19 protein-coding genes and 1 other annotated feature are annotated in these 19,305 nt (G+C 43.1%); of the genes, 12 read left to right on the top strand and 7 right to left on the bottom strand.

Features of this window, described 5'->3' with window-relative positions; translation table 11 throughout:
* Positions 1–62 precede the first annotated feature (62 nt).
* The gene (locus tag ACIFOD_RS04160; protein WP_397554412.1) at positions 63–344 is read left to right on the top strand and encodes a hypothetical protein; all 282 of its coding nucleotides are present in this window, start codon (positions 63–65) and stop codon (positions 342–344) included.
* 166 nt (positions 345–510) lie between these two features.
* On the top strand, positions 511–1,410 hold the full coding sequence (locus tag ACIFOD_RS04155; RefSeq protein WP_430313545.1) for a diacylglycerol/lipid kinase family protein: 900 nt from the start codon (positions 511–513) through the stop codon (positions 1,408–1,410).
* A gap of 48 nt (positions 1,411–1,458) precedes the next feature.
* Here ACIFOD_RS04155 and ACIFOD_RS04150 read toward each other — a convergent pair whose 3' ends face one another.
* The 3 genes from ACIFOD_RS04150 to ACIFOD_RS04140 form a co-directional block, all read right to left on the bottom strand.
* Positions 1,459–2,040 carry a YqaA family protein gene (locus ACIFOD_RS04150; protein ID WP_397554410.1) on the bottom strand — a complete coding sequence of 194 codons (582 nt, stop codon included), beginning with the start codon at positions 2,038–2,040 and terminating at the stop codon, positions 1,459–1,461.
* A 230-nt stretch (positions 2,041–2,270) separates the two neighbouring features.
* On the bottom strand, positions 2,271–3,953 hold the full coding sequence (argS, locus tag ACIFOD_RS04145; RefSeq protein ID WP_430313544.1) for an arginine--tRNA ligase: 1,683 nt from the start codon (positions 3,951–3,953) through the stop codon (positions 2,271–2,273).
* A 51-nt stretch (positions 3,954–4,004) separates the two neighbouring features.
* Positions 4,005–4,208 (bottom strand) — a binding site (T-box leader).
* A gap of 51 nt (positions 4,209–4,259) precedes the next feature.
* On the bottom strand, positions 4,260–5,435 hold the full coding sequence (locus ACIFOD_RS04140) for an FtsW/RodA/SpoVE family cell cycle protein (RefSeq protein WP_397554408.1): 1,176 nt from the start codon (positions 5,433–5,435) through the stop codon (positions 4,260–4,262).
* A gap of 465 nt (positions 5,436–5,900) precedes the next feature.
* Here ACIFOD_RS04140 and ACIFOD_RS04135 point away from each other — a divergent pair, with 465 nt between their 5' ends.
* Complete coding sequence (locus tag ACIFOD_RS04135; RefSeq protein ID WP_430313543.1) at positions 5,901–6,674, top strand: hypothetical protein; 774 nt, start codon at positions 5,901–5,903, stop codon at positions 6,672–6,674.
* Positions 6,675–6,698: 24 nt separating this feature from the next.
* Entirely contained in the window at positions 6,699–7,424 is a 726-nt protein-coding gene (gene sfsA, locus ACIFOD_RS04130) for a DNA/RNA nuclease SfsA (RefSeq protein WP_430313542.1), read from the top strand.
* Between the two features lie 43 nt (positions 7,425–7,467).
* Here sfsA and ACIFOD_RS04125 read toward each other — a convergent pair whose 3' ends face one another.
* A complete protein-coding gene (locus ACIFOD_RS04125; RefSeq protein ID WP_397554405.1) occupies positions 7,468–7,959 on the bottom strand; it encodes a BsuPI-related putative proteinase inhibitor in 492 nt (163 codons plus the stop codon).
* 214 nt (positions 7,960–8,173) lie between these two features.
* Here ACIFOD_RS04125 and ACIFOD_RS04120 point away from each other — a divergent pair, with 214 nt between their 5' ends.
* The 7 genes from ACIFOD_RS04120 to ACIFOD_RS04090 all read left to right on the top strand — a co-directional run bounded on the left by ACIFOD_RS04120 (position 8,174) and on the right by ACIFOD_RS04090 (position 14,725).
* Positions 8,174–9,406: an ABC transporter substrate-binding protein gene (locus ACIFOD_RS04120; RefSeq protein ID WP_430313541.1), complete on the top strand. Its 1,233-nt coding sequence runs from the start codon at positions 8,174–8,176 to the stop codon at positions 9,404–9,406.
* On the top strand, positions 9,384–10,247 hold the full coding sequence (locus tag ACIFOD_RS04115; protein WP_430313540.1) for an ABC transporter permease: 864 nt from the start codon (positions 9,384–9,386) through the stop codon (positions 10,245–10,247). Before ACIFOD_RS04120 ends, ACIFOD_RS04115 begins: the two co-directional genes overlap by 23 nt.
* Before the next feature lie 172 nt (positions 10,248–10,419).
* Positions 10,420–11,055: an ABC transporter permease gene (locus ACIFOD_RS04110; RefSeq protein ID WP_430313539.1), complete on the top strand. Its 636-nt coding sequence runs from the start codon at positions 10,420–10,422 to the stop codon at positions 11,053–11,055.
* Entirely contained in the window at positions 11,052–12,020 is a 969-nt protein-coding gene (locus tag ACIFOD_RS04105) for an ABC transporter ATP-binding protein (RefSeq protein ID WP_430313538.1), read from the top strand. Before ACIFOD_RS04110 ends, ACIFOD_RS04105 begins: the two co-directional genes overlap by 4 nt.
* A 12-nt stretch (positions 12,021–12,032) precedes the next feature.
* Positions 12,033–12,692: a TVP38/TMEM64 family protein gene (locus ACIFOD_RS04100; protein ID WP_430313537.1), complete on the top strand. Its 660-nt coding sequence runs from the start codon at positions 12,033–12,035 to the stop codon at positions 12,690–12,692.
* Between the two features lie 14 nt (positions 12,693–12,706).
* Positions 12,707–13,288 (top strand): CDP-alcohol phosphatidyltransferase family protein, encoded by a 582-nt coding sequence (locus ACIFOD_RS04095; protein ID WP_430313536.1) that lies wholly within the window; start codon positions 12,707–12,709, stop codon positions 13,286–13,288.
* A gap of 12 nt (positions 13,289–13,300) precedes the next feature.
* Positions 13,301–14,725 carry a dihydrolipoyl dehydrogenase family protein gene (locus ACIFOD_RS04090; protein ID WP_430313535.1) on the top strand — a complete coding sequence of 475 codons (1,425 nt, stop codon included), beginning with the start codon at positions 13,301–13,303 and terminating at the stop codon, positions 14,723–14,725.
* A gap of 102 nt (positions 14,726–14,827) precedes the next feature.
* On the opposite strand, the gene ACIFOD_RS04085 is transcribed toward ACIFOD_RS04090, so the two are convergent.
* The 3 genes from ACIFOD_RS04085 to ACIFOD_RS04075 all read right to left on the bottom strand — a co-directional run bounded on the left by ACIFOD_RS04085 (position 14,828) and on the right by ACIFOD_RS04075 (position 17,931).
* A complete protein-coding gene (locus ACIFOD_RS04085; RefSeq protein ID WP_430313534.1) occupies positions 14,828–15,916 on the bottom strand; it encodes an NAD(P)/FAD-dependent oxidoreductase in 1,089 nt (362 codons plus the stop codon).
* 12 nt (positions 15,917–15,928) lie between these two features.
* A complete protein-coding gene (locus tag ACIFOD_RS04080; protein WP_430313533.1) occupies positions 15,929–16,480 on the bottom strand; it encodes a GNAT family N-acetyltransferase in 552 nt (183 codons plus the stop codon).
* A gap of 263 nt (positions 16,481–16,743) precedes the next feature.
* Positions 16,744–17,931 (bottom strand): dicarboxylate/amino acid:cation symporter, encoded by a 1,188-nt coding sequence (locus ACIFOD_RS04075; RefSeq protein ID WP_148971281.1) that lies wholly within the window; start codon positions 17,929–17,931, stop codon positions 16,744–16,746.
* Positions 17,932–18,230: 299 nt separating this feature from the next.
* Here ACIFOD_RS04075 and ACIFOD_RS04070 point away from each other — a divergent pair, with 299 nt between their 5' ends.
* On the top strand, positions 18,231–19,301 hold the full coding sequence (locus ACIFOD_RS04070; RefSeq protein WP_430313532.1) for a D-alanine--D-alanine ligase: 1,071 nt from the start codon (positions 18,231–18,233) through the stop codon (positions 19,299–19,301).
* The last annotated feature ends 4 nt before the right edge of the window (positions 19,302–19,305 follow it).

Here is a 19,305-nt window from a genome sequence, read left to right as displayed (position 1 = left end):
GGACAGACATATTCCACCTTTCTTCACGATATACTAAGTAGTAGTGAAGAGGAGGGGTAGGTATGGAGAGAATGATGTTTGATTTACAGGCATTAAAGGAAATCAGAAAGAAGGCAGATGAAATTTCATACTACTGTATGAGCCGGGAACAGCCAGATCCTCATCGTGCAAGCATGGCGTTAGATCAGGTGTGTCGTGCACTTGCTATGTTTGCAGAAACGGAAATTCATCGAATGGAAAATCACCATATTCCTTATGACCCCGAAAGTTATATTAAAGGTCGTCTTGGGATTGCCTATCGATCTGTTCTCCAAGTCCCTCAAGAAGATTCCAATACAGCATAGTAAAAGAGGTTGACCCAAGAATTCAAGGGCTTCTAAGTCAGGAACATTATAGATATAAATCAGAAACTCTGAAAGTATTAGGACTGGTCCTTTAAGGATGACATCACTCATCGTTTTGGGTCAGCCTCTTTTTATTTACTACTCTAAAAGTTAGGTGACGATATTCATGACGAGGTTTTCGGATATATTGTTGATTTGTAACGGGAAGGCAGGTCAAGGAACGTTAGAAGTTCTGTTAAAAGATGCCGTGCCCCCTTTATTAGATATCTGCACGAACTTAATTATTCATAAAACGAAAGAGAAAGGCGATGCCGAAAGAATCTGTAAGGAAACGGGAAGTCAATATGAACTGGTGGTCATTATGGGTGGTGACGGAACGATTCATGAGGCCATCAACGGATTGGCAGTCTTAGAAAAACGGCCATTGGTAGGACTCCTCCCTGGAGGGACGTGTAATGACTTTGCACGCTCGTTACATATTCCCATGAATATTGGACAAGCTGTCCGACTCATTACCGAGCGTCCTTTCGAAAAGGATATCGATATCGTCAAAGCGGACCATCGGTATTTCAGTAATTTCTGGGGAACGGGGCTGGTCTCTCAGACGAGTGATAATATCGACGTGGGATCAAAGAGTGTCCTGGGAAAACTGAGTTATTATATTAGTGCGTTTCAATCCATTCAGGATTCCCCACTCTTAAATGTAAAGATAACAACGGAAACTGAAGTGATCGAAGAGGAAGTGGTGATGCTATTGGCCGCTAACGGACGATCGATAGGCTCTAATCCACTGCCCGACTGCATTGATATGGAGGATGGGTTAATGGATATTTACGTTGTCAAGAAAAGTGGATTTCCGTTATTAAAGGAGTTTCTCGTTATCAAAAGTACAGGCAATATCAGTGAACAATATGACGATATTATGCACATTCAAGCAAGGGAAGCCCATATCGAACTTGGACAGAATGAAAAGCTTGATATGGATGGGGAATTATATGAAGGAACCAGGCAATCTCTCCAAGTGTTAAATAAGCATCTGCGATTTTTGGTTGGAATGTCAGAATAAAAAGAGAGCAAGGGGGCTTATTTGTCCCCTTGCTCTCTTTTCCTGTGATTATACAGTTTGTTTTCTCTTCTTTATGACCAAGTATACAAGATAAACGGTGATTAAGACGCCACCAGCCCCAAGCGTAAGAAGTGTAAAGTTCTCTTCAATGAAAGGTTTTGCTTTAGCTCCAAGTGCTAAGATGATTGCACCTTCAAGGAAGAAACGAATTCCTCTTCCGATAATCGACCAGATCACCAGTACTCTGATCTTAACACCGGAAACCCCTGCGAAAATCGTGAAAATCTTATAAGGCACAGGTGTCAGTCCAGCAATTAAAAGAGCCATTGCTCCATATTTAGTAAAGTATTCCTCTACTTTTTGAATCCTTTTTTCAGAGAAGAAATGCACAAGGATCGGTCTTCCAAGTTTTTTTCCGATCAACCAGCCAAAAAGGGCACCGATAACGGAAGCGATCGTTGTATAAAGTGCATAAAGCAATGCGCTCTCTGGATTGGCAATTGCTAATGGAATCAGTAATACATCAGGTGGAATGGGGAAAAATGATGAATCGGCGAATGAAACAAGAATCAGACCCCATACACCATAATCCAATAACCAAGCTTCGAAAGCGTGAAGTAGTTCAGACATAAGTTCAGTAATCTCCTTTATTGATCAAGCGTAATTTTCGATTTTAATGGAACATAAGAAAGTATATCACTTTTCACAAAAGGAGTCATGAATTATCCTGTATGGATGAAACCACTTCACGGAAGTTTCGTAACATATAATACGATTGATGTAACTAATAACAAAGGTTGAAAAAGCTTGAAGCGAAATAATCTATTTCTCGGGAAATAGTGACAGAAATCTTATTTATTCTACATTTCTGAAGGAGACTTCATTCCTAATAATCGTAATCCTTCCGCGAGGACAGTCGAAACAGCGTGAACCAAGGCTAAACGGGAGGCCTGCTGGGAGTCTTCTGAGATGATTTTAGTTTTTCCGTAGTAACGGTTAAAGCTTTGTGCGGTATCGACTAAATATTTGGCAATGGTTGAAGGCGCATAGTGTTTCCACGCCTTCTCGACCATCTCCGGAAATAAGCGTAACTGTTTAATCACGTCCCAGCTTTCAGCATCGTCAAGCCCTTCAAACGTCAATGGAAGGGATCCACCCGCTTTTCTCAGAATGGATTGAGCTCTGGCGTACGTGTATTGAATGTATGGACCTGTTTCACCTTCGAAGGTCAGCATATGTTCCAGGGAGAATTCAATGTCGTTCACCCGATCATTTTTTAAATCATGAAAGATTATGGCGCCGACCCCAACATCTTTCGACACCTCTGAAGCATTAATTAAATCAGGGTTCTTCTGCTTAATATTTTCTTCTGCCATATGAATCGCTTCTTGAAGAACCTCTTGGAGTAAAATGACTCTGCCCTTTCTGGTGGACATCTTCTTTCCATCTTTCAGATAAAGTCCGAAGGGGATATGTTTCATATCATCCGCCCAGTTAAACCCGAGTTTCTTCAGTACTTCCATCACTTGTTTGAAGTGAGTGGTCTGTTCCTGGCCGACCACATACAGAGCTTCATCAAAGTCATGTTGACGATGGCGATACAGTGCTGCAGCGAGATCTCTCGTAGCATAAAGGGTGGCTCCATCAGACTTCTTGATGAGACAGGGCGGGAGATTCCCCTCTAAACGAACGACCTTCGCACCTTCGGAGGTTTCGAGAAGGTCATGATTCAGAAGCAATGTCACGACTTCATCCATTTTGTCATTGAAGAACGCTTCGCCATTATAGGAATCAAATTCCACTCCGAGCAACGAGTAAATCGTTTTAAAGGCATGAAGTGATTCATCTTTAAACCATTTCCAAAGCTCCGTTACTTCCTGGTCTCCATCTTCTAATAGCTTAAAGGCTTTTCTTCCCTCTTCCTCAAGTGAGGGATCCTTTTCTGCTTCCTCATGAAATTTTTTATATAAAATAAACAATTCAGCGATCGGGTTATCCTTCACTTTTTGTTGATCTCCCCACTTTTTGAATGCGACGATCAATTTCCCGAATTGTGTACCCCAATCACCGATATAATTGATTTTCTCTGTTGTATAGCCGCATTTTTCGGCAATGGTGGCGATGGAATTTCCGATGACTGTAGAGCGTAAATGTCCCATGGAAAAAGGTTTCGCAATATTAGGGGAGGACATATCCAATACGATGGTCTTTTGATTTCCAAATTCATGACTTCCGTAATCCGTGCCTTTCGCCAAGATGGCTGAAACAATTTCTTTCCCTGCTTTCAATCCATCAAATCGGATATTAACATAAGGGCCCGCTGCTTCTACTTTGCTGAAAAAAGGAGAGGAGAGGGCATCGGCAATCTCTCCGGCAATGATGTGGGGTGCTTTCTTCCATGATCTTGCCAGCTGAAAGCACGGAAAGGCAAGGTCCCCCAAATGAGAATGTTTGGGCGTTTCAATCAACTCATAAAGATTATTCTGGTTCCAATCAGACAGCACATGCGTGAGCCTATCGGCTACTATTGATTTCAAATCCATCATCTACACCTCCTGATAAAATCAAACACAAAAAAACCCGTCTCTATCCAACATAGAGACGAGTTTAGCTCGCGGTACCACTCTTATTCCCCAAAAGGGCGCTCATTGTATAACGGGAGATCCCGGTTTTTCTCTACTATCTTCAAGAAAAACTTCTCAGAAGTGCGGTTCATCCCAGGCTTCACACCAGGCTTACACCATCCCCGGTTCGCTTTTGATCCACGTCGGAATTACTCTCTTCATCATAGAATATTCGTATATAATTACTATCATTTTACACATTCTGGAGATGAATGCAACCTGTAATTAAGAATCTTCTGATGAAAACATATACGTTTTATGGTGGAACCTCATACTGAATACAAGTCCGAGGGCCAGCATATTCCCCATAAGAGAGCTTCCCCCATAGCTGATAAAAGGAAGGGGGATCCCGGTGATCGGAAGTAATTGAATCGTCATTCCGATGTTCTGGAACACATGGAAAGTAATCATACTGATAATCCCTGCGCATACATAGGCATTGAATGGTTCTTTCGTGTCCAATGCCGTTTTCGTCAGATGGTAAATTAACAGGAAGTACAAGCTGATCACGACGCTTGCGCCAATAAATCCGTATTCCTCCCCGATCACACTGAAAATAAAGTCGGTATGATTTTCCGGGATATATACTTCTCCATCACTGTAGCCTTTCCCGAAGATCTGCCCGGAGCCAATGGCGTTAAGGGAGTTAATTAAGTGAAATCCTTCTAATTTTGCGTAGTTATAAGGATCTAACCAAGCATAAATGCGTCCAAATTGATAAGGCTTTACATTTAAATATTTTTCAAGCAGCTCAGGGGCCCAAATCACAAGTGAAAGGATGATTCCCCCAAGCACTCCGATAGAAGCATATATCGGAACGATCAGCTTCCACGTAATACCTGAAACTAAGATGATTCCGGTCATGATGGCTAAAATAACAAGGGAAGTCCCTAAATCCGGCTGCTGCATAATAAAAGCAAGGGGAAGGAGAGTCGTGACCCCGATTTTCACTAACAACTGAAAATCTGTTTGCAATGTTTTACTTGGGTATAGCTCATGATGATTCGTAATGATTCGTGCCAGAGCAAGAATTAAGAACGTCTTCATAAATTCTGAAGGCTGAATCGAACCAAGCGGTCCAAGCATGAACCAGCTTTTGGCTCCGTTTCTGTAAGGGGCGATGCTTTCCGGTGAGATGAGTAATACTAGTAGCAGGAAAATCCCTGCACCGTATATGTACCAGGCAAGTCGCTTATACTGATCGGAATCAAGGAATAAGGCTCCACCAATAATAATTCCACCTACGACATACCAAAAAGCCTGTCTTATCACAAAGTTTGTCCCATATTGACCTGAGGTCTGGGCACTGCTTATTCCCATAGCACTGACGATAAAAAACAACATTAATAAAAAGAGAAGACCCCAATCGATCTTGTCAGCAAATCGCTGGCGAGTTTCCATAATCAATTCACCTGAATTTCTAAAGATTTCACATTCCTAGTCTAATAGAAATGAAGGGAAATTTCTACTCATGACCTGATAAAATACGGAAGTTCTGACGGGATGTGACAGGCATCAAACGTCATTTGTCGAAATGAAATCAATGATAAAGCCTATAGGAGTGGGATCAGACAGAGGAAGAGGGAAGAGGAATACCATTTTTTACATAATTGTGATCATAATATGTCTTCAGAATATGAGAAGAAAGTGCCGTGGCCTAAAAACGTGACCGCGATTCCTTCCCTTCCGGTAAACCTAATTAGAAATAATGAAAGCCAACAGTCCTGCAATATGACTATTTTCGACAATTACCTGCGACTTTTGTCATCATTTTGAAATGAAATAGAAAAGAACAAGTACCATACATATTTGCTAAAATAGAAACTACGAGTTGTGCATCGTGTCAATCAGATGGAGGGAATGTTCTTGAAGGCAAATAATCAGGTTAAAGATATCATCTATGTTCACAAGAATACGGAACGTCAGTATGTCGTTTCCTACGGGATCAATTTCAACGAGTTTGCTTCAAATGCCCGAGAACCATTGAAGAATCTACTTCTCATTAAGCATCAGTACGAGCATGGCGCTTTTAATATACATACGCATATGGAGTATGTGGAACAGGATGAAATGAAGAAGATCATGAATGATGGGGTACAGAGCTATGGTGATTTCTGTTGGATTGACTTTGATGAAGAAGTGGGAGTCAACGAATTGAACGGTCAGGAAATCGCTGAGCTTCTTTATATGGGACACGTCAAGCAACCCCTGAACCCTCCTTTTTATTCAAAGTTGAACAATCGTTACGCGTACCTTTCCCATGATGATGGGTGGTTTAATAAGATTTATTATCGGGAAATTGAAGACTTCTATCATATGTTAGGAGCGACGGTTTCTTCGAAATTGAGTACAGTCAAAGGCGGAAAAGGCTTATTTGGTATGAAGAAAGAGAAAGACTATCCTATCATCGGTCAGGAAGTGATTCATTCCTTTAGAGACAAATTAAAAGAAGGTATGGTCATTTCGTTGGAAAAAGCCATACTAACGAGAGGCAAGATAGAAATCCCTATATGGGTAATCGGTGATTATTACGATATGGACGAGATGGCGGAAGATTATAAGCAAATCCGGAAATCACCAGCAAACGGATTATTATCCTATGATCGTAAAACGAAAAGCTGGAGTGCTTTACTTCGGTAATGAGGAAAGAAGGAGCGTGAAAGCTTGGTTGAAATTCAGTTTCATGACAACTTGGTTCGAGGAGTGTTTCTCGAGCGCCTCAATCGATTTGTGCTCGAGTGTCAGCTCCCTTCAGGTTCAATAGAGAAAGTCCATTTACCTGATCCAGGCAGATTAAAAGAATTATTGGTGCGTGGAAACCCGATCTGGCTTCAGGCATCAACCGATCCTAAAAGAAAAACAAAATGGTCAGCCGTCATGACGTATGATGCTTCTAACGATATGTATGTGTCTTTGAATACCCAATATCCGAATCGGTTAGTGCTCGAAGCCTTACAGTTGGAAGTGCTGGAAGAGCTAAAGGACTGGCGGTTAGAAAAAGCCGAATATACAGTAGGAAACTCACGCTTTGACTTCTTACTCACCCACAAACAAAATGAACAAAAATTACTGCTTGAAGTAAAAAGTGTCACCATGGTAGAAGAAGGAGTAGGGAAATTTCCTGATGCCGTCACGTCAAGAGGTGCAAGGCATGTAGAGGAGCTTACACATCTTCAGGCGAAAGGAAGCTATCAAACAGCCGTCCTGTTTATTGCTCAGCGAACGGATTTGCGGGGGATCACTTCCGCTCCTGAAATCGACCCCCATTTTTCCCGGGTCATGGAAGAAGCCCAAGATCAGGGTGTCCGATTTTTTGGGAGAAGCTGTATTGTGACGCCAGAGCGAATTTCCTTAAATGGCCCTTTACCTGTTTATGCAAAAAAGGATTAATCTCACTGTCTTCTGAGCATGTGAAATTAATCCTTTTTATGTTCTACTGATCCACCTGTACCTCTGTTTTAGCTTGATAGTTCTGGTCTCCTTTAGCCGTTAACCAAACGGTCAATGTATAGGTACCGCTCCCGACATTGGGAACAACAACCTTCTGGGAAAATTCTTCACCCTGTTTCACGGTGATCTCCTGGATTGCCTGGGTATACATCTTATTTTTTGAGTCCTTATACACTACTTCACCTTTATCGTTTCTAAGTTCAAAGTCAATGGTTTGTCCTGATGAAAAAACGAAGGTTTTCTCTTGCTCTGTTTGGTTTTTAATTGAATATACATAGACAACCTGACCGCTTCCATCTTGTTTTGTTAATGAAGGTTCCATTTCGCCTGCAACAATCCCTTTCTGTACAGAAATATCTTCACCAGCTCCTGAGTTTTGATCCTCTTTGGATTGACTGCTGTTCTCCTCGTCAGCCGTACCGCAGCCAGCTATTCCTGCCACAAGTATAATAAATAACATGATCAATCGCTTCATGCCAAATCCACCTCCTTACTGTATTAGACAAGGTTTATCCCAAAAGGTTACAAGTCTTCCCGAATATGAGCACGATGACACATGAGGATGTGCTGAACTTGTTTCTTTCTTCCTTTACAAGGGCATAGATTTACATATGTAAGGCAGATTACTTTTTTCTATCAGGAGGTTCAGTACAATAGAATTATAGAAAAAGAGCAGAGGAGCAAGGTGTATGAAAAAATGGTTGGCTATTATTGGTTTTATTTCCTTACTATTAGTATCTGCTTGTGGTCCTTCAAATGCAACCGATAGGGGGGGACTTCCCGATGAAGATTGGGAAACCATCACGTCGGTAGCAGAAGGAACGAAAGTGAATCTCTTCATGTGGGGCGGTGACGATGGGATTAACCGTTATATTGATGACGTAGTTGCTCCTATGCTGAAAGAAAAAAATAATATCGAGTTAAATCGAGTACCTTTGGATACACCGGAAATTCTGCAAAAGCTACAAACGGAGAAGCGGGCGGGCAAAGAGAAAGGAACGATCGATATCGTATGGATTAATGGAGAAAACTTTAAAAATGCAAAAGAAAATGACTTACTTGCAGGTCCGTTTACAGATAAGTTACCAAACTTCACGAAATATTATGATACAGAAAGTCAAGCGTTTCATTATGACTTCGGGACGGAAACAGAAGGGTATGAGGCACCGTGGGGAAAGGTTCAATTTGTCTTCTTTTATAACAGCGAAAAAGTGAAAAATCCCCCCTCCAGCTTCGATGAATTAAAAGCATTCATGAAAGAGCATCCGGGGAAATTCACCTATCCTAATCCGGCCGATTTTACCGGGAATGCCTTTCTTCGACATGTTCTTTATGCGAAATCGGACCGGGATTTAGCTCAGTCTTCATTCGACGAAGGAACAGCAGAGAAGATGGGGGAAGAGGTATGGAAAGAGCTGAATGACATGAAGCCGTTCTTATGGCGAGAAGGAGAAACGTACCCCGCCACATTAACAGACCTTGATAAGCTATATAGCCAGGAAGAGGTTTGGATGACAATGGGATACAACGAAGCGAGAGCAGAACATTTGATCAAAGATGGGGTGTTCCCGGAAAGCACAAAGTCATTCGTATTAAACGATGTGGGATCAATCGGGAACACTCATTTCCTGGCTATTCCATTCAATAGCCCAAACAAAGAAGGAGCGCTGGTGGCCATCAATGAACTACTCTCTCCTGAAGCTCAGTTTGAGAAAATAAAGCCTGACTACTGGGGGGAAAGTTCACCTATTTCCTATGAAAAGCTGAATGAGGAATGGAGAAATAAATTTATGAGCGTGGATCGGGGAGGAAGTGTACTGAAGGCATCTATACTCGAAGAGACCTATAGGGGAGAACTGGATGCGGCGTACGTGGAATGGTTAAAGGAGAACTGGATCCGTGAAGTGGCAGAGAGTCAATAACACGTTTCTCCTCATTCCCGCCCTACTCTTTTTTATCTTCATTCCGGGACTTGGTATCGTGCTTGCTTTACTGGAAAGCGTTAGAAGTGAAGGAACTATCACATTCGGGCACTACGCTGATTTATTCAAAGAGAAGCGTTTTGTGACATCCTTTCTCTTCAGTTTGACTGTGACTTCCATCTCGACCATTCTATCTCTTTGCATTGGATTGGGGATTGTGAAGGCATTCTCACCTTTACTAAAGGAAAATAAACATAAACTTCTTGTATGGATTCCCATGCTGGTTCCCCATTTTGTATGGGCTTATCTCGTCTATTTGCTCTTTAATCACAGTGGTTTTTTCTCCAATGTGTTCGGAATGGCCGGTTGGATCGACGACCGAAGTCAATTCCCGACCCTGGTCCAGGATCGGAATGGGATCGGAATCATTCTGACGTATGTCTGGAAGGAGGTACCCTTTGTTACCCTGATGCTGTTACCTGTTTACGCGACGCTTTCTAAAAACTATAAAGAGATCGCTTCTTTACTGGGGGCGGGTCCCTATAAAGCATTTTGGGTGGCAGAATGGCCATTTATCCTTCCCGTTCTCGTTGAAACCGGAGCGATTCTGTTCGCATTCATTTTTACAGCATTTGAAGTGCCCCGGCTTCTGGGAGTGACGTCACCGCAAATGCTGGCCATCCTTGTTTACGACTGGTTTTACAGTGGCAGCTGGAGTGACCGTCCCTTGGCTTTCGCCTCACTCGTATTAGTCGGGCTTGGCATTGGGTTCGTGATGTGGCTCCTTATTTACTTCACAAACAAGAAACGAATGCACATTACAAAAGGGATTGGAAATTAGAGGTGTTCACATGAGAAAATCGTTATTTTATATCATATCCTTCCTTCTTTTTGTGTTTCCTTTCTTATTTTTAATTTATAAAAGTTTTTTCGGTGTTTGGAGATGGGGGAGTCCGGTTCCTGTTGAACCTGGTTTAAGGGCGTGGCAGGTGCTAATAAATGAGGGGGAATTCGTGGATTCGATTGGTGCCTCCATCTGGATTGCCATTGTGGTACTGGCGATCAATCTTCTGATTGGCGTTACTTCAGGAAGAGTGTTTTCATTATCGTCGTTCAGAGGGAAGTCCATCGTGGAAGCACTTCTTATGTTGCCGCTATTCCTACCCGTATTAGTGGTGGCAATCGGACTTCATATTACGTTCATACGATATGGACTGGCTGATCACTGGACCGGCGTGGCTCTCGTTCACTTAGTACCCACCATTCCGTATAGTATCAAAATGTTTAAAACAGGCTATGAGAGGATCGGTACGAAATTAATCGAGCAATCAGCTATGCTTGGAGGCAGAGCTTTTCAACGTTTTTACCATATTGAAATGCCCTTGCTTCTTCCAAGCATTCGGAGTGTTTTATTCCTGACGATTGTCATCAGCCTGAGCCAATATGTGCTTACAGCGATTATAGGGGGAGGGAATGTCGTGACGCTCTCGATGGTCTATTATCCTTTTACCGATACGGCAGATGAAGCGGTGATGGCAGCCTTCTCCATCGTGTTCGCCCTCATTCCCATCTTGCTTTACATCATTTTGGAAGGGTGTTTGAAATTCTTACTCCCTTATCAACATCCAAGAGGGAGGAAGAACCTTTGAGTTCATTCATAGAAATTAATCAATTAACCAAATCATTTAAAGATAAAGAGATCTTAACCAACGTAACGTTCTCATTAAAAAAAGGGGAGATACTTACATTGGTTGGAGCATCCGGGTCCGGTAAATCAACATTCCTTCGCATTCTCTCCGGGTTAGAGTCTGCGACAGAAGGGAATACGTATATTGATGGGAACGATATCACCTCTTTAAAGCCTCAAAAACGCCCCATTGGGATGGTCTTTCAACAGCCATTATTATTCCCTCATATGAATGTCCTTGAAAATGTCATGTATGGGTTAGAAATGAAGGTAAGAAATAAAGGGGAAAACAGGATAAAAGCCATGAACTATATTGAAAGAGTCGGCCTTGGAGAAGTGATGCATCATTATCCCTCTGAGCTTTCCGGTGGTCAGCAGCAGCGGGTATCCCTGATTCGTTCTCTGATTTTGAAACCGAAGCTTTTGCTTTTGGACGAACCTTTCAGCAGTCTGGATTTGCAGCTAAGGAAGGAACTGAGGCAATGGGTCCGGCAGATTTTTAAAGAAGAAGAAACAACCGTCATATTCGTCACCCATGATCGTGATGAAGCATATGAACTTGGAGATCGAGTGGCTGTTTTACAGAGCGGCAGATTCTTGCAGATAGGAACACCGGAGGATATCTATTATCGGCCACACACTCCATTTGTGGCATCTTTCATGAGTGACGGTCTCACCCTGAATCAGAAGCAATTCATTCACGCTTCCCACATAAAGGTAAGCTGCGACGTAGCTGACGGTGCCTTGCCACGATGGAAAGGAACTGTGATACAAAAGTTATTTGTAGCAGGGACCAATCTCTATGAAGTATGGGTGGATGAACTAAAGCAGAAGCTAAATCTACCAATTGAACTAGAGGTTTCTACTGAAGACATCTGGCTTTATGCAGAGGAAGAGAGCATCCAAACGTTTCAGAAAGAGGAATAGGAGGGAAGAAGAATGAAGAAGAAGGAAATCGGTAAGATCCTGTTGTTCATTGCCATATTACTGCTCCTCATGTGGCTGAGCCGGAATTTTTTTTACGTAAAGCCTCAAGACATCAGAGATTGGATCGTGTCTTATGGTATTTGGGCTCCCATTGTTTTTATTATCGTCTATACGATTCGTCCGCTGATTCTTTTTCCAGCTTCCATCCTCTCATTGGCTGCAGGTCTTGCTTTCGGTGCATTTGAGGGCTTTATCTACATTCTGATCGGGGCCTTAGGTGGAGCAACGGTAGCCTATTATACTGCAAGCTTCCTTGGGGCAAAACTATTAAAAAGACCATCTCCTCGCATGATTAAGATCCGCGAGAAGATGGAGGAGAGCGGTTTTGTTTATGTATTACTATTACGGCTCGTGCCGTTTTTAAACTTCGATCTCATCAGTTACCTTGCCGGCATGGGGAAGGTGAGATACACCCCTTTCATCATCGCTACAGCCATCGGGATTCTACCTGGTACGTTTGGGTATGTATTTCTCGGGTCAAGCTTGGTAGGGGAAGATCGAACGAATTTATATATTGCCATCGGCTTTTTCTTGATGATGATCATCGTCCCGTTAATCTTTAAGAAAAAAATGAAAGCATGGCTGGGATTATCGAGTAAAGAGGACAAGTAAAGGGTGGGAAACACATGTTAGATACGCATGCCCGTAAGTGGGTGCAGCCAAGTATAGAGGGAACAGCACGTTTATTTTTGAAAAGGGGATTTTCAGCCAATCAGGTGACGTTGATTGCTTTTATAGTAGGTTCAGCTACAGGTCTGGTCTATTATTTTGGATTCCCGATCTTAGCCGTCCTCTTATTATGGTTATCCGGCTTTTTGGACGCGGTGGATGGTACCATGGCCCGATTAACCAAACCATCTCCCTTTGGAACAGTCATGGATGTCACTTTTGATCGCATCGTCGAGATCAGTGTCATTCTGGGCGTTGCTTTCTTACACCCGGAGATCATGTGGGCGCTCCTTTTACTAAGCGTATCCATCATTATTTCCATGACCATTTTCCTGACAGTCGGAGCCGTATCAGAGAAACAGGGGATGAAATCCTTTTATTATCAAGCAGGACTTGCTGAAAGGACGGAAGGATTCATTCTGTTCAGCGTCATGATGCTATTTCCGTCCATCGTCCTGTGGACCACCTTGCTTTTTTTTGCAGTGGAATTGTACACGGGCTTACAGCGATTTTCAGAAGCGAAACGATTACTTTCATAAGGAGAGATCAAGATGGATCAATACGATTTAATTGTAATAGGAGGAGGGGCAGGTGGACTGACCGTCGCATCGGGGGCCGCGTCTCTTGGAGCAAAAGTGGCCCTCATCGAAAAAAGCGGACTTCTGGGTGGAGACTGCCTGCACTTTGGATGCGTTCCATCCAAGGCATTCATCCAATCGGCGAGAGAAGTGGCTATGATCCGGGCAAGCAATGATTACGGTTTCGATACAAAGGGTTCCGTCGATATGAAAATGATAAGGGAGAGAGTCAAAGTAGCCATTGCCCACATTCAACAGCATGACGATCCCAACCGATTCCTGCAACTAGGGGTCGATATTTATTTCGGAGGAGCAGAGTTTCTCGATCCTCACACGATTTTAGTGGAAAAAGAGGACCGGATCTCGGGGAAAAGAATAGTCGTTGCAACAGGATCAAGTCCGCTCATTCCTGGAATTGAAGGCTTGGAAGACGTGGAATATCACACGAATGAAACGGTATTTGAAGTGGATGAACTGCCCCGTCGAGTCGTGTTTATCGGGGGAGGTCCGATTGGTTTAGAGCTGGCACAAGCATTCTCTCATTTGGGATCAGAAGCCGTTGTCCTGGAGAAGCACGATGAGATACTGGTGAAGGAAGATAAGGAAATCCGTGAAGCAGCAACAGGTATATTGGAAAGGGATATTCAGTTTGTGTATGGAGCGGACATTAAATGTGTTTCTGAGAAGAACGGTGAGAAAGTGGTCCACTATGTGAGGGACGGTGTAGAACACACGGTGGAAGGCGATTTATTGTTCCTCTCTACCGGTAGAAAGCCTGGTACGGAATCTTTAAATCTATCTGCTGCCGGAGTCCAAGTTGACAGTCGGGGCTTCATCAAAGTGAATGATGAACTAAGAACGAACCATTCTCACATATTCGCCATTGGGGATGTCAACGGTCAATATCCATTCACCCATGGGGCAGGAATGGAAGGGAAGCTTGTCGTCCAAAATGCCGTATTCGGTTTGAAACGTAAAATTTCCTACAACAAACTGCCATGGACAACCTATACCACACCTGAGATCTTTCATATCGGGATAACCGAGGAAGAGGCTGTGGAAAAAGGATTAGAGTACAAAGTCTATAAAAAAACATTAGACGAAGTCGATCGGTTCGTAGCAGACCACAACACAGAGGGCCTTGTCAAAATCATCACAGACGGAAGCGGGAAGATCCTCGGTGCCCACGCAGTCGGTTCCGGCGCAGGAGATTGGATGCAACCCGTCGTGTTCGCCATGGAAAAAGGAAGCAAAATCGGCGCACTGTCCAATATGGTCTATCCCTACCCGAATCACGCTGCAGCTGTACAGCAGGTAGCGGATCTGTATTGGAGAGAGAAGTTGTTTGATGGTGTCCTGCCTGTGATTAGTAAGAAGTTTGTTGAAATTTTTAGATGATAGATGTAGGAGGCGCGACTGCTGGGAGGCGGTTGCGTTTTTTTTGGTGGAAATGTGTACACACCTTGGCTCAACAAATGTCGAACAACAAAACCTATCATTTCACCCACCATACCGCCTCACAAACCGCACATCAATCCAATTCTTCAACCGCCAGGCCCAGCCGCTGACCAATGAAAACGATCCGTACGTCAAAAAGCCTCGCTTATCTCCTACAGACATAATCGCAAGGTAGCGTTCCTGAGGCTCAAAAGGAATGATTTTTCCGTTTGCCGCAGCTCCGTTCAGGTTTTTCCACAGGACAGGTCCTTGGCGTACAGCTGTCACCCCATTTTTCGGAATATCCGGGAAGTCCTTTAAAGTCGCGCAATCCCCGGTTCCAAATACGTTGGGATATTCCACTGATTGAAGATAGCTGTTCACCAGCAGAAAACCTTTTTCATCTGTCGGTAAAATACTGCTCCCGAATAGGGGAGGTGCTTTAGGTCCTCCTAGAAAAATCACTTCATCGTAGTCGATGCTCGTGCCGTCATCTGCATATACGCGAGTCTCATCTACTTTTTCAACTCGCCCCTGATGTAGCTCAACCCCTTTTGAAAGAGTAAGCCCTGTTATTTTTTTCGAAGAATGGGAACCGGCTTTTTCTAAGAGGGGGGAGGCATGAACAACCGTTACCAAATGATTCTTAAAGCCGTTGTCCACCTTCCATGCCTTCAATGACAATGCCATTTCAATACTTGCCGCCCCGCCTCCGATAAAGACGGTTTTCCTGCTGTTATGCAACTTCTCTATTTGCTCAGGGAAACGATAGTTTGGTTTGATCGGGAGATTGTGTTCGTGTAAGCCCTCGATTTTCAATGAGTCATTGCGGGATCCAATGTCGAAGGAAACAAAGTCGTAAGTGAAGATATCCCCTTTGTCCGTTAGAAGATGCTGCTGATCAGGGTCGATCGATAGAACGGTCCTTTCGACGAATTCACACTCAGCGTTCTCACACAATCCCTCTAAATCGATTCGCGTTTCTTCTAAAGAATAGATCCCTTCCGTATATCCGGAGAACATTCCTGAATAATATTGAAAACGTGAAGGGGAAATGAGGACCCACTTCACGTTATCATCCTGGTTTTTTATCCGTTTTTTTAAGCAATGCAGGTGACTGTGTCCGCCACCGACTAAGATGATTGTTTTCATACTGAATCTCCTTTATAGAGGACGCTGTTCTTCCCATTCATCTCGAATCATGCCCATACGGATGGAGTCGTAGTATACTCCATTGTAATAACGGCATTTGCGCATTCTCCCCTCGAGTTTCATCCCGATTTTTTCTGCTGCCTTCATCATCCGTTCATTTCCTGACCAGGTGGTGATGCCAACACGGCCAATTTCCTTTGTTTGAAATAAGTGGTCCACCCAGAGGGATAACGCTTCTGTTCCGTAGCCTCCGTTCCAATAGGAAGGGTCATAAATGACGATGCCGGCTTCAAGCCATCTGGTAGGTTCGTACTTCCAATAATATCCGATGGTTCCAATGATGGTTCCGTCTACTTCAATGATGCGCTGGAATTCATCGCTGCGGCTTTTATTTTTTATGGATGATTCTATGTACTCTTCACGTGTTAAGCGTTTATGTTCAAAATAAGGGGCGTCCCATTTTTTCCATTCGGGAGAAGGATCCCCATAAATATAGTCCCAAAGAGTAGAAAGATCTCCTTCTTCTACTTTTCTAAGTGTTACACGCTGACCGGTTAAATTCAATTCATGAGCACTCCTTTAATATATTAATATTTCCATTATACAGAAAATAGCGCTCTCATGAGGAAAGCTCGTTTAATCGAATAAAAAGAAAGGGTGCCAGATATGAACGAATCACTGTTGTAGGATGCATCTCGATGGATTTGGTGGTCGCCTCGTCAAAACGGCCACTTGCGGGGGATGGTCTTAGGGGAATAAGGAAAAGAAGGCCTTCAACAAGAAAATAGAGGTCCGTCCCTACTAGTAGGGACGGACCTCCGTATATATCAGCTTGCTTTTATTTTAGAAAGAGGTACTTTTTTTTTCTGTGTCAGTTTGTCCACAATCGACGTGATCGCGCCATCACCTGTTACGTTACACGCTGTACCGAAGCTGTCTTGTGCAAGGTAAAGGGCAATCATGAGTGATGTCATTGTTGGTCCGAAGCCCAACATCGTTTCAAGTAATCCAAGGGCAGCCATGACAGCTCCACCCGGAACACCAGGTGCCGCAATCATCGTGATTCCAAGCATCAGAATGAATGGGAATAGCTGAGTGAACTGTAACGCTTCTCCTTGAATGAACATGACCGCCATGGCACAGCTAACAAGAGTAATCGTGCTACCTGATAGATGGATCGTTGCCAAAAGAGGTACAGAGAAATCTGCAATTCGTTCCCTGGAACCGATTTTCTTTGAGCGCTCAAGCGTTACGGGAATCGTAGACGCCGAAGATTGAGTCCCCAGTGCCGTAAAGTAAGCTGGCAGCATGCTTTTCATCATAGAAAGCGGGTTTTGTTTTCTTAACGTTCCAGCCGTTGTATATTGTAAAATTAAAAAGACTACATGTAAAAGAATGATCATAACAAATACTTTAGCGAAAACAGACATGATGGCACTGACTTGTCCACCTTGAGTCATGTTCGCGAAAATTCCAAGAATATGAACCGGTAAGAGCGGAATAATGATTTTTTCAATCACAAGTTCAATGATGTTTCTGAATTCATTCATGCCCTTTTGAAGAGCGTCTCCCTTAATGGCAGCCATTCCAAGACCAATGGTGAAGGCAATGAGTAAAGCCGTCATAACGCCCATGATAGGTGGCATCTCCACTGTGAAGAAACCTTTTAGGAGAGCTTCTTCGGGATTTTCAAATGATTGGGACGTTTGATTTGCTAACAAAGTTGGGTAAATAGACTTCGCAACCGTAAAGGCGAGTAAGCCGGCCAACACCGTGGAACCATAGGCGAGAGCTGTGGTTAAACCGAGAAGCTTACCAGCTCCTTTACCCATGGATCCGATTCCTGGAGCAATAAATCCAATAATGATTAATGGAATGGCGAATCCTAGGAAATTACCGAATAATCCATTAAATGTAGCGAAGATTTTAACGAACCACTCTGGTGCAAACGCTCCAATGACAATACCTAAAGCAATACCTAAGAGGATCTTAGGCAGTAAACCTAGCTTTCTCATCTTGGTGTCCTCCTCGAAAATACAAATGTTTTTAATAGAAAGATTGTACACCTTATAGGGGGATATTTTAATAGCTTTTCAAATAGGCGAAATTTTAAATGTATTCAGAATAATGTTGTTCGCTCCCTGTCGCAGGACTAGTTTTCCTTTGCATACATATATAATGGGCTTTGACTTAAATGTCTTTCGAATCAAGACAAATGTGGTAATTTTTATTTTCCATAGGAATCATTCTTTCCCTTTCCGATGAAAGTGATAAAATAGAAACATCTATTGTGAATATTGGAGGTAACTCATATATGAAAACGAAGTTATGCTTACTGTACGGCGGTAAATCTGCTGAACATAATGTATCCCTGCAAACAGCCAAGGCCGTGATCGGAGCCCTGGACTTAAATAAATATGAAATTCACCCTATTTTCATCTCGGCGGAAGGCAGGTGGATCAAAGGTCCACAACTGAATGCTCCCGTTGAAGATGTGAAAGCATTACAGTTTAAGGATGGGGAAGAAATTGCCCCTAATGCCTTAAGTACATCCATCTCTCCTTCTGGGTCTGAAGGGTACGACATGATCTTCCCGTTGCTTCACGGACCAAATGGGGAAGACGGAACGGTTCAAGGAATGCTTGAACTGTTAAACCTTCCGTATGTAGGAAATGGCGTCCTTGCCTCATCTGCTGGAATGGATAAAGTCATCATGAAGAATTTATTTGCACAAGCAGGCATTCCGCAAGTCCATTACACATGGTTCATCCGCAGCACATGGAAAGGAAATCCTGAGTCCGCTTACAAACAAGTGGAAGAAGAGATTGGCTACCCTTGTTTTGTGAAACCGGCTAACTTAGGTTCATCAGTTGGAATCAGCAAATGTACGTCGCGTGAAGAATTGCAGACGGCTTTCGAAGAAGCGTTCCAGTTCGACCGTAAGATCATCATCGAAGAAGGTGTGAAAGCACGTGAAATTGAGCTTGGCGTATTAGGGAATGACCAGCCGGAATGCTCAGTTGCAGGTGAAATCGTACCTAAAAAAGACTTCTATGATTACAAAGCGAAATATGAAGACGGAGAAACTGCCCTCATCATTCCTGTAGAAGTAGAGGGAAGCATTTACAATGAAATGAAGAATATCGCGATTCAATCGTATAAAGCCCTGGATTGTTCAGGACTTGTGCGTGCGGACTTCTTCTTAACCGAAGATGGTCAGATTTATATGAATGAAGTCAACACGATGCCCGGCTTCACACCATTCAGTATGTTCCCGCTTCTATGGAAGCACACAGGAGTAGACTATCCTACCCTGATCGGAAAATTAGTGGAGCTTGGCTTAGAGCGTTATCAAGATAAACAAACAATTAAACATACGATGTAACACG

The sequence above is a fragment of the Rossellomorea sp. NRS-1567 genome (genome assembly GCF_050467885.1).
In the GTDB taxonomy this organism is placed as follows: Bacteria; Bacillota; Bacilli; order Bacillales; family Bacillaceae_B; genus Rossellomorea; species Rossellomorea aquimaris_C.
Note: the sequence above shows the minus strand (reverse complement) of the source record. Positions and strands in the feature narration are given on the sequence as shown.

Coding starts and splice junctions, on each gene's coding strand:
- ACIFOD_RS04160 (WP_397554412.1), top strand. CDS start 63: ATGGAGAGAATGATGTTTGATTTACAGGCATTAAAGGAAATCAGAAAG.
- ACIFOD_RS04155 (WP_430313545.1), top strand. CDS start 511: ATGACGAGGTTTTCGGATATATTGTTGATTTGTAACGGGAAGGCAGGT.
- ACIFOD_RS04150 (WP_397554410.1), bottom strand. CDS start 2,040: ATGTCTGAACTACTTCACGCTTTCGAAGCTTGGTTATTGGATTATGGT.
- argS (WP_430313544.1), bottom strand. CDS start 3,953: ATGGATTTGAAATCAATAGTAGCCGATAGGCTCACGCATGTGCTGTCT.
- ACIFOD_RS04140 (WP_397554408.1), bottom strand. CDS start 5,435: ATGGAAACTCGCCAGCGATTTGCTGACAAGATCGATTGGGGTCTTCTC.
- ACIFOD_RS04125 (WP_397554405.1), bottom strand. CDS start 7,959: ATGAAGCGATTGATCATGTTATTTATTATACTTGTGGCAGGAATAGCT.
- ACIFOD_RS04120 (WP_430313541.1), top strand. CDS start 8,174: ATGAAAAAATGGTTGGCTATTATTGGTTTTATTTCCTTACTATTAGTA.
- ACIFOD_RS04100 (WP_430313537.1), top strand. CDS start 12,033: ATGAAGAAGAAGGAAATCGGTAAGATCCTGTTGTTCATTGCCATATTA.
- ACIFOD_RS04095 (WP_430313536.1), top strand. CDS start 12,707: ATGTTAGATACGCATGCCCGTAAGTGGGTGCAGCCAAGTATAGAGGGA.
- ACIFOD_RS04090 (WP_430313535.1), top strand. CDS start 13,301: ATGGATCAATACGATTTAATTGTAATAGGAGGAGGGGCAGGTGGACTG.
- ACIFOD_RS04085 (WP_430313534.1), bottom strand. CDS start 15,916: ATGAAAACAATCATCTTAGTCGGTGGCGGACACAGTCACCTGCATTGC.
- ACIFOD_RS04075 (WP_148971281.1), bottom strand. CDS start 17,931: ATGAGAAAGCTAGGTTTACTGCCTAAGATCCTCTTAGGTATTGCTTTA.
- ACIFOD_RS04070 (WP_430313532.1), top strand. CDS start 18,231: ATGAAAACGAAGTTATGCTTACTGTACGGCGGTAAATCTGCTGAACAT.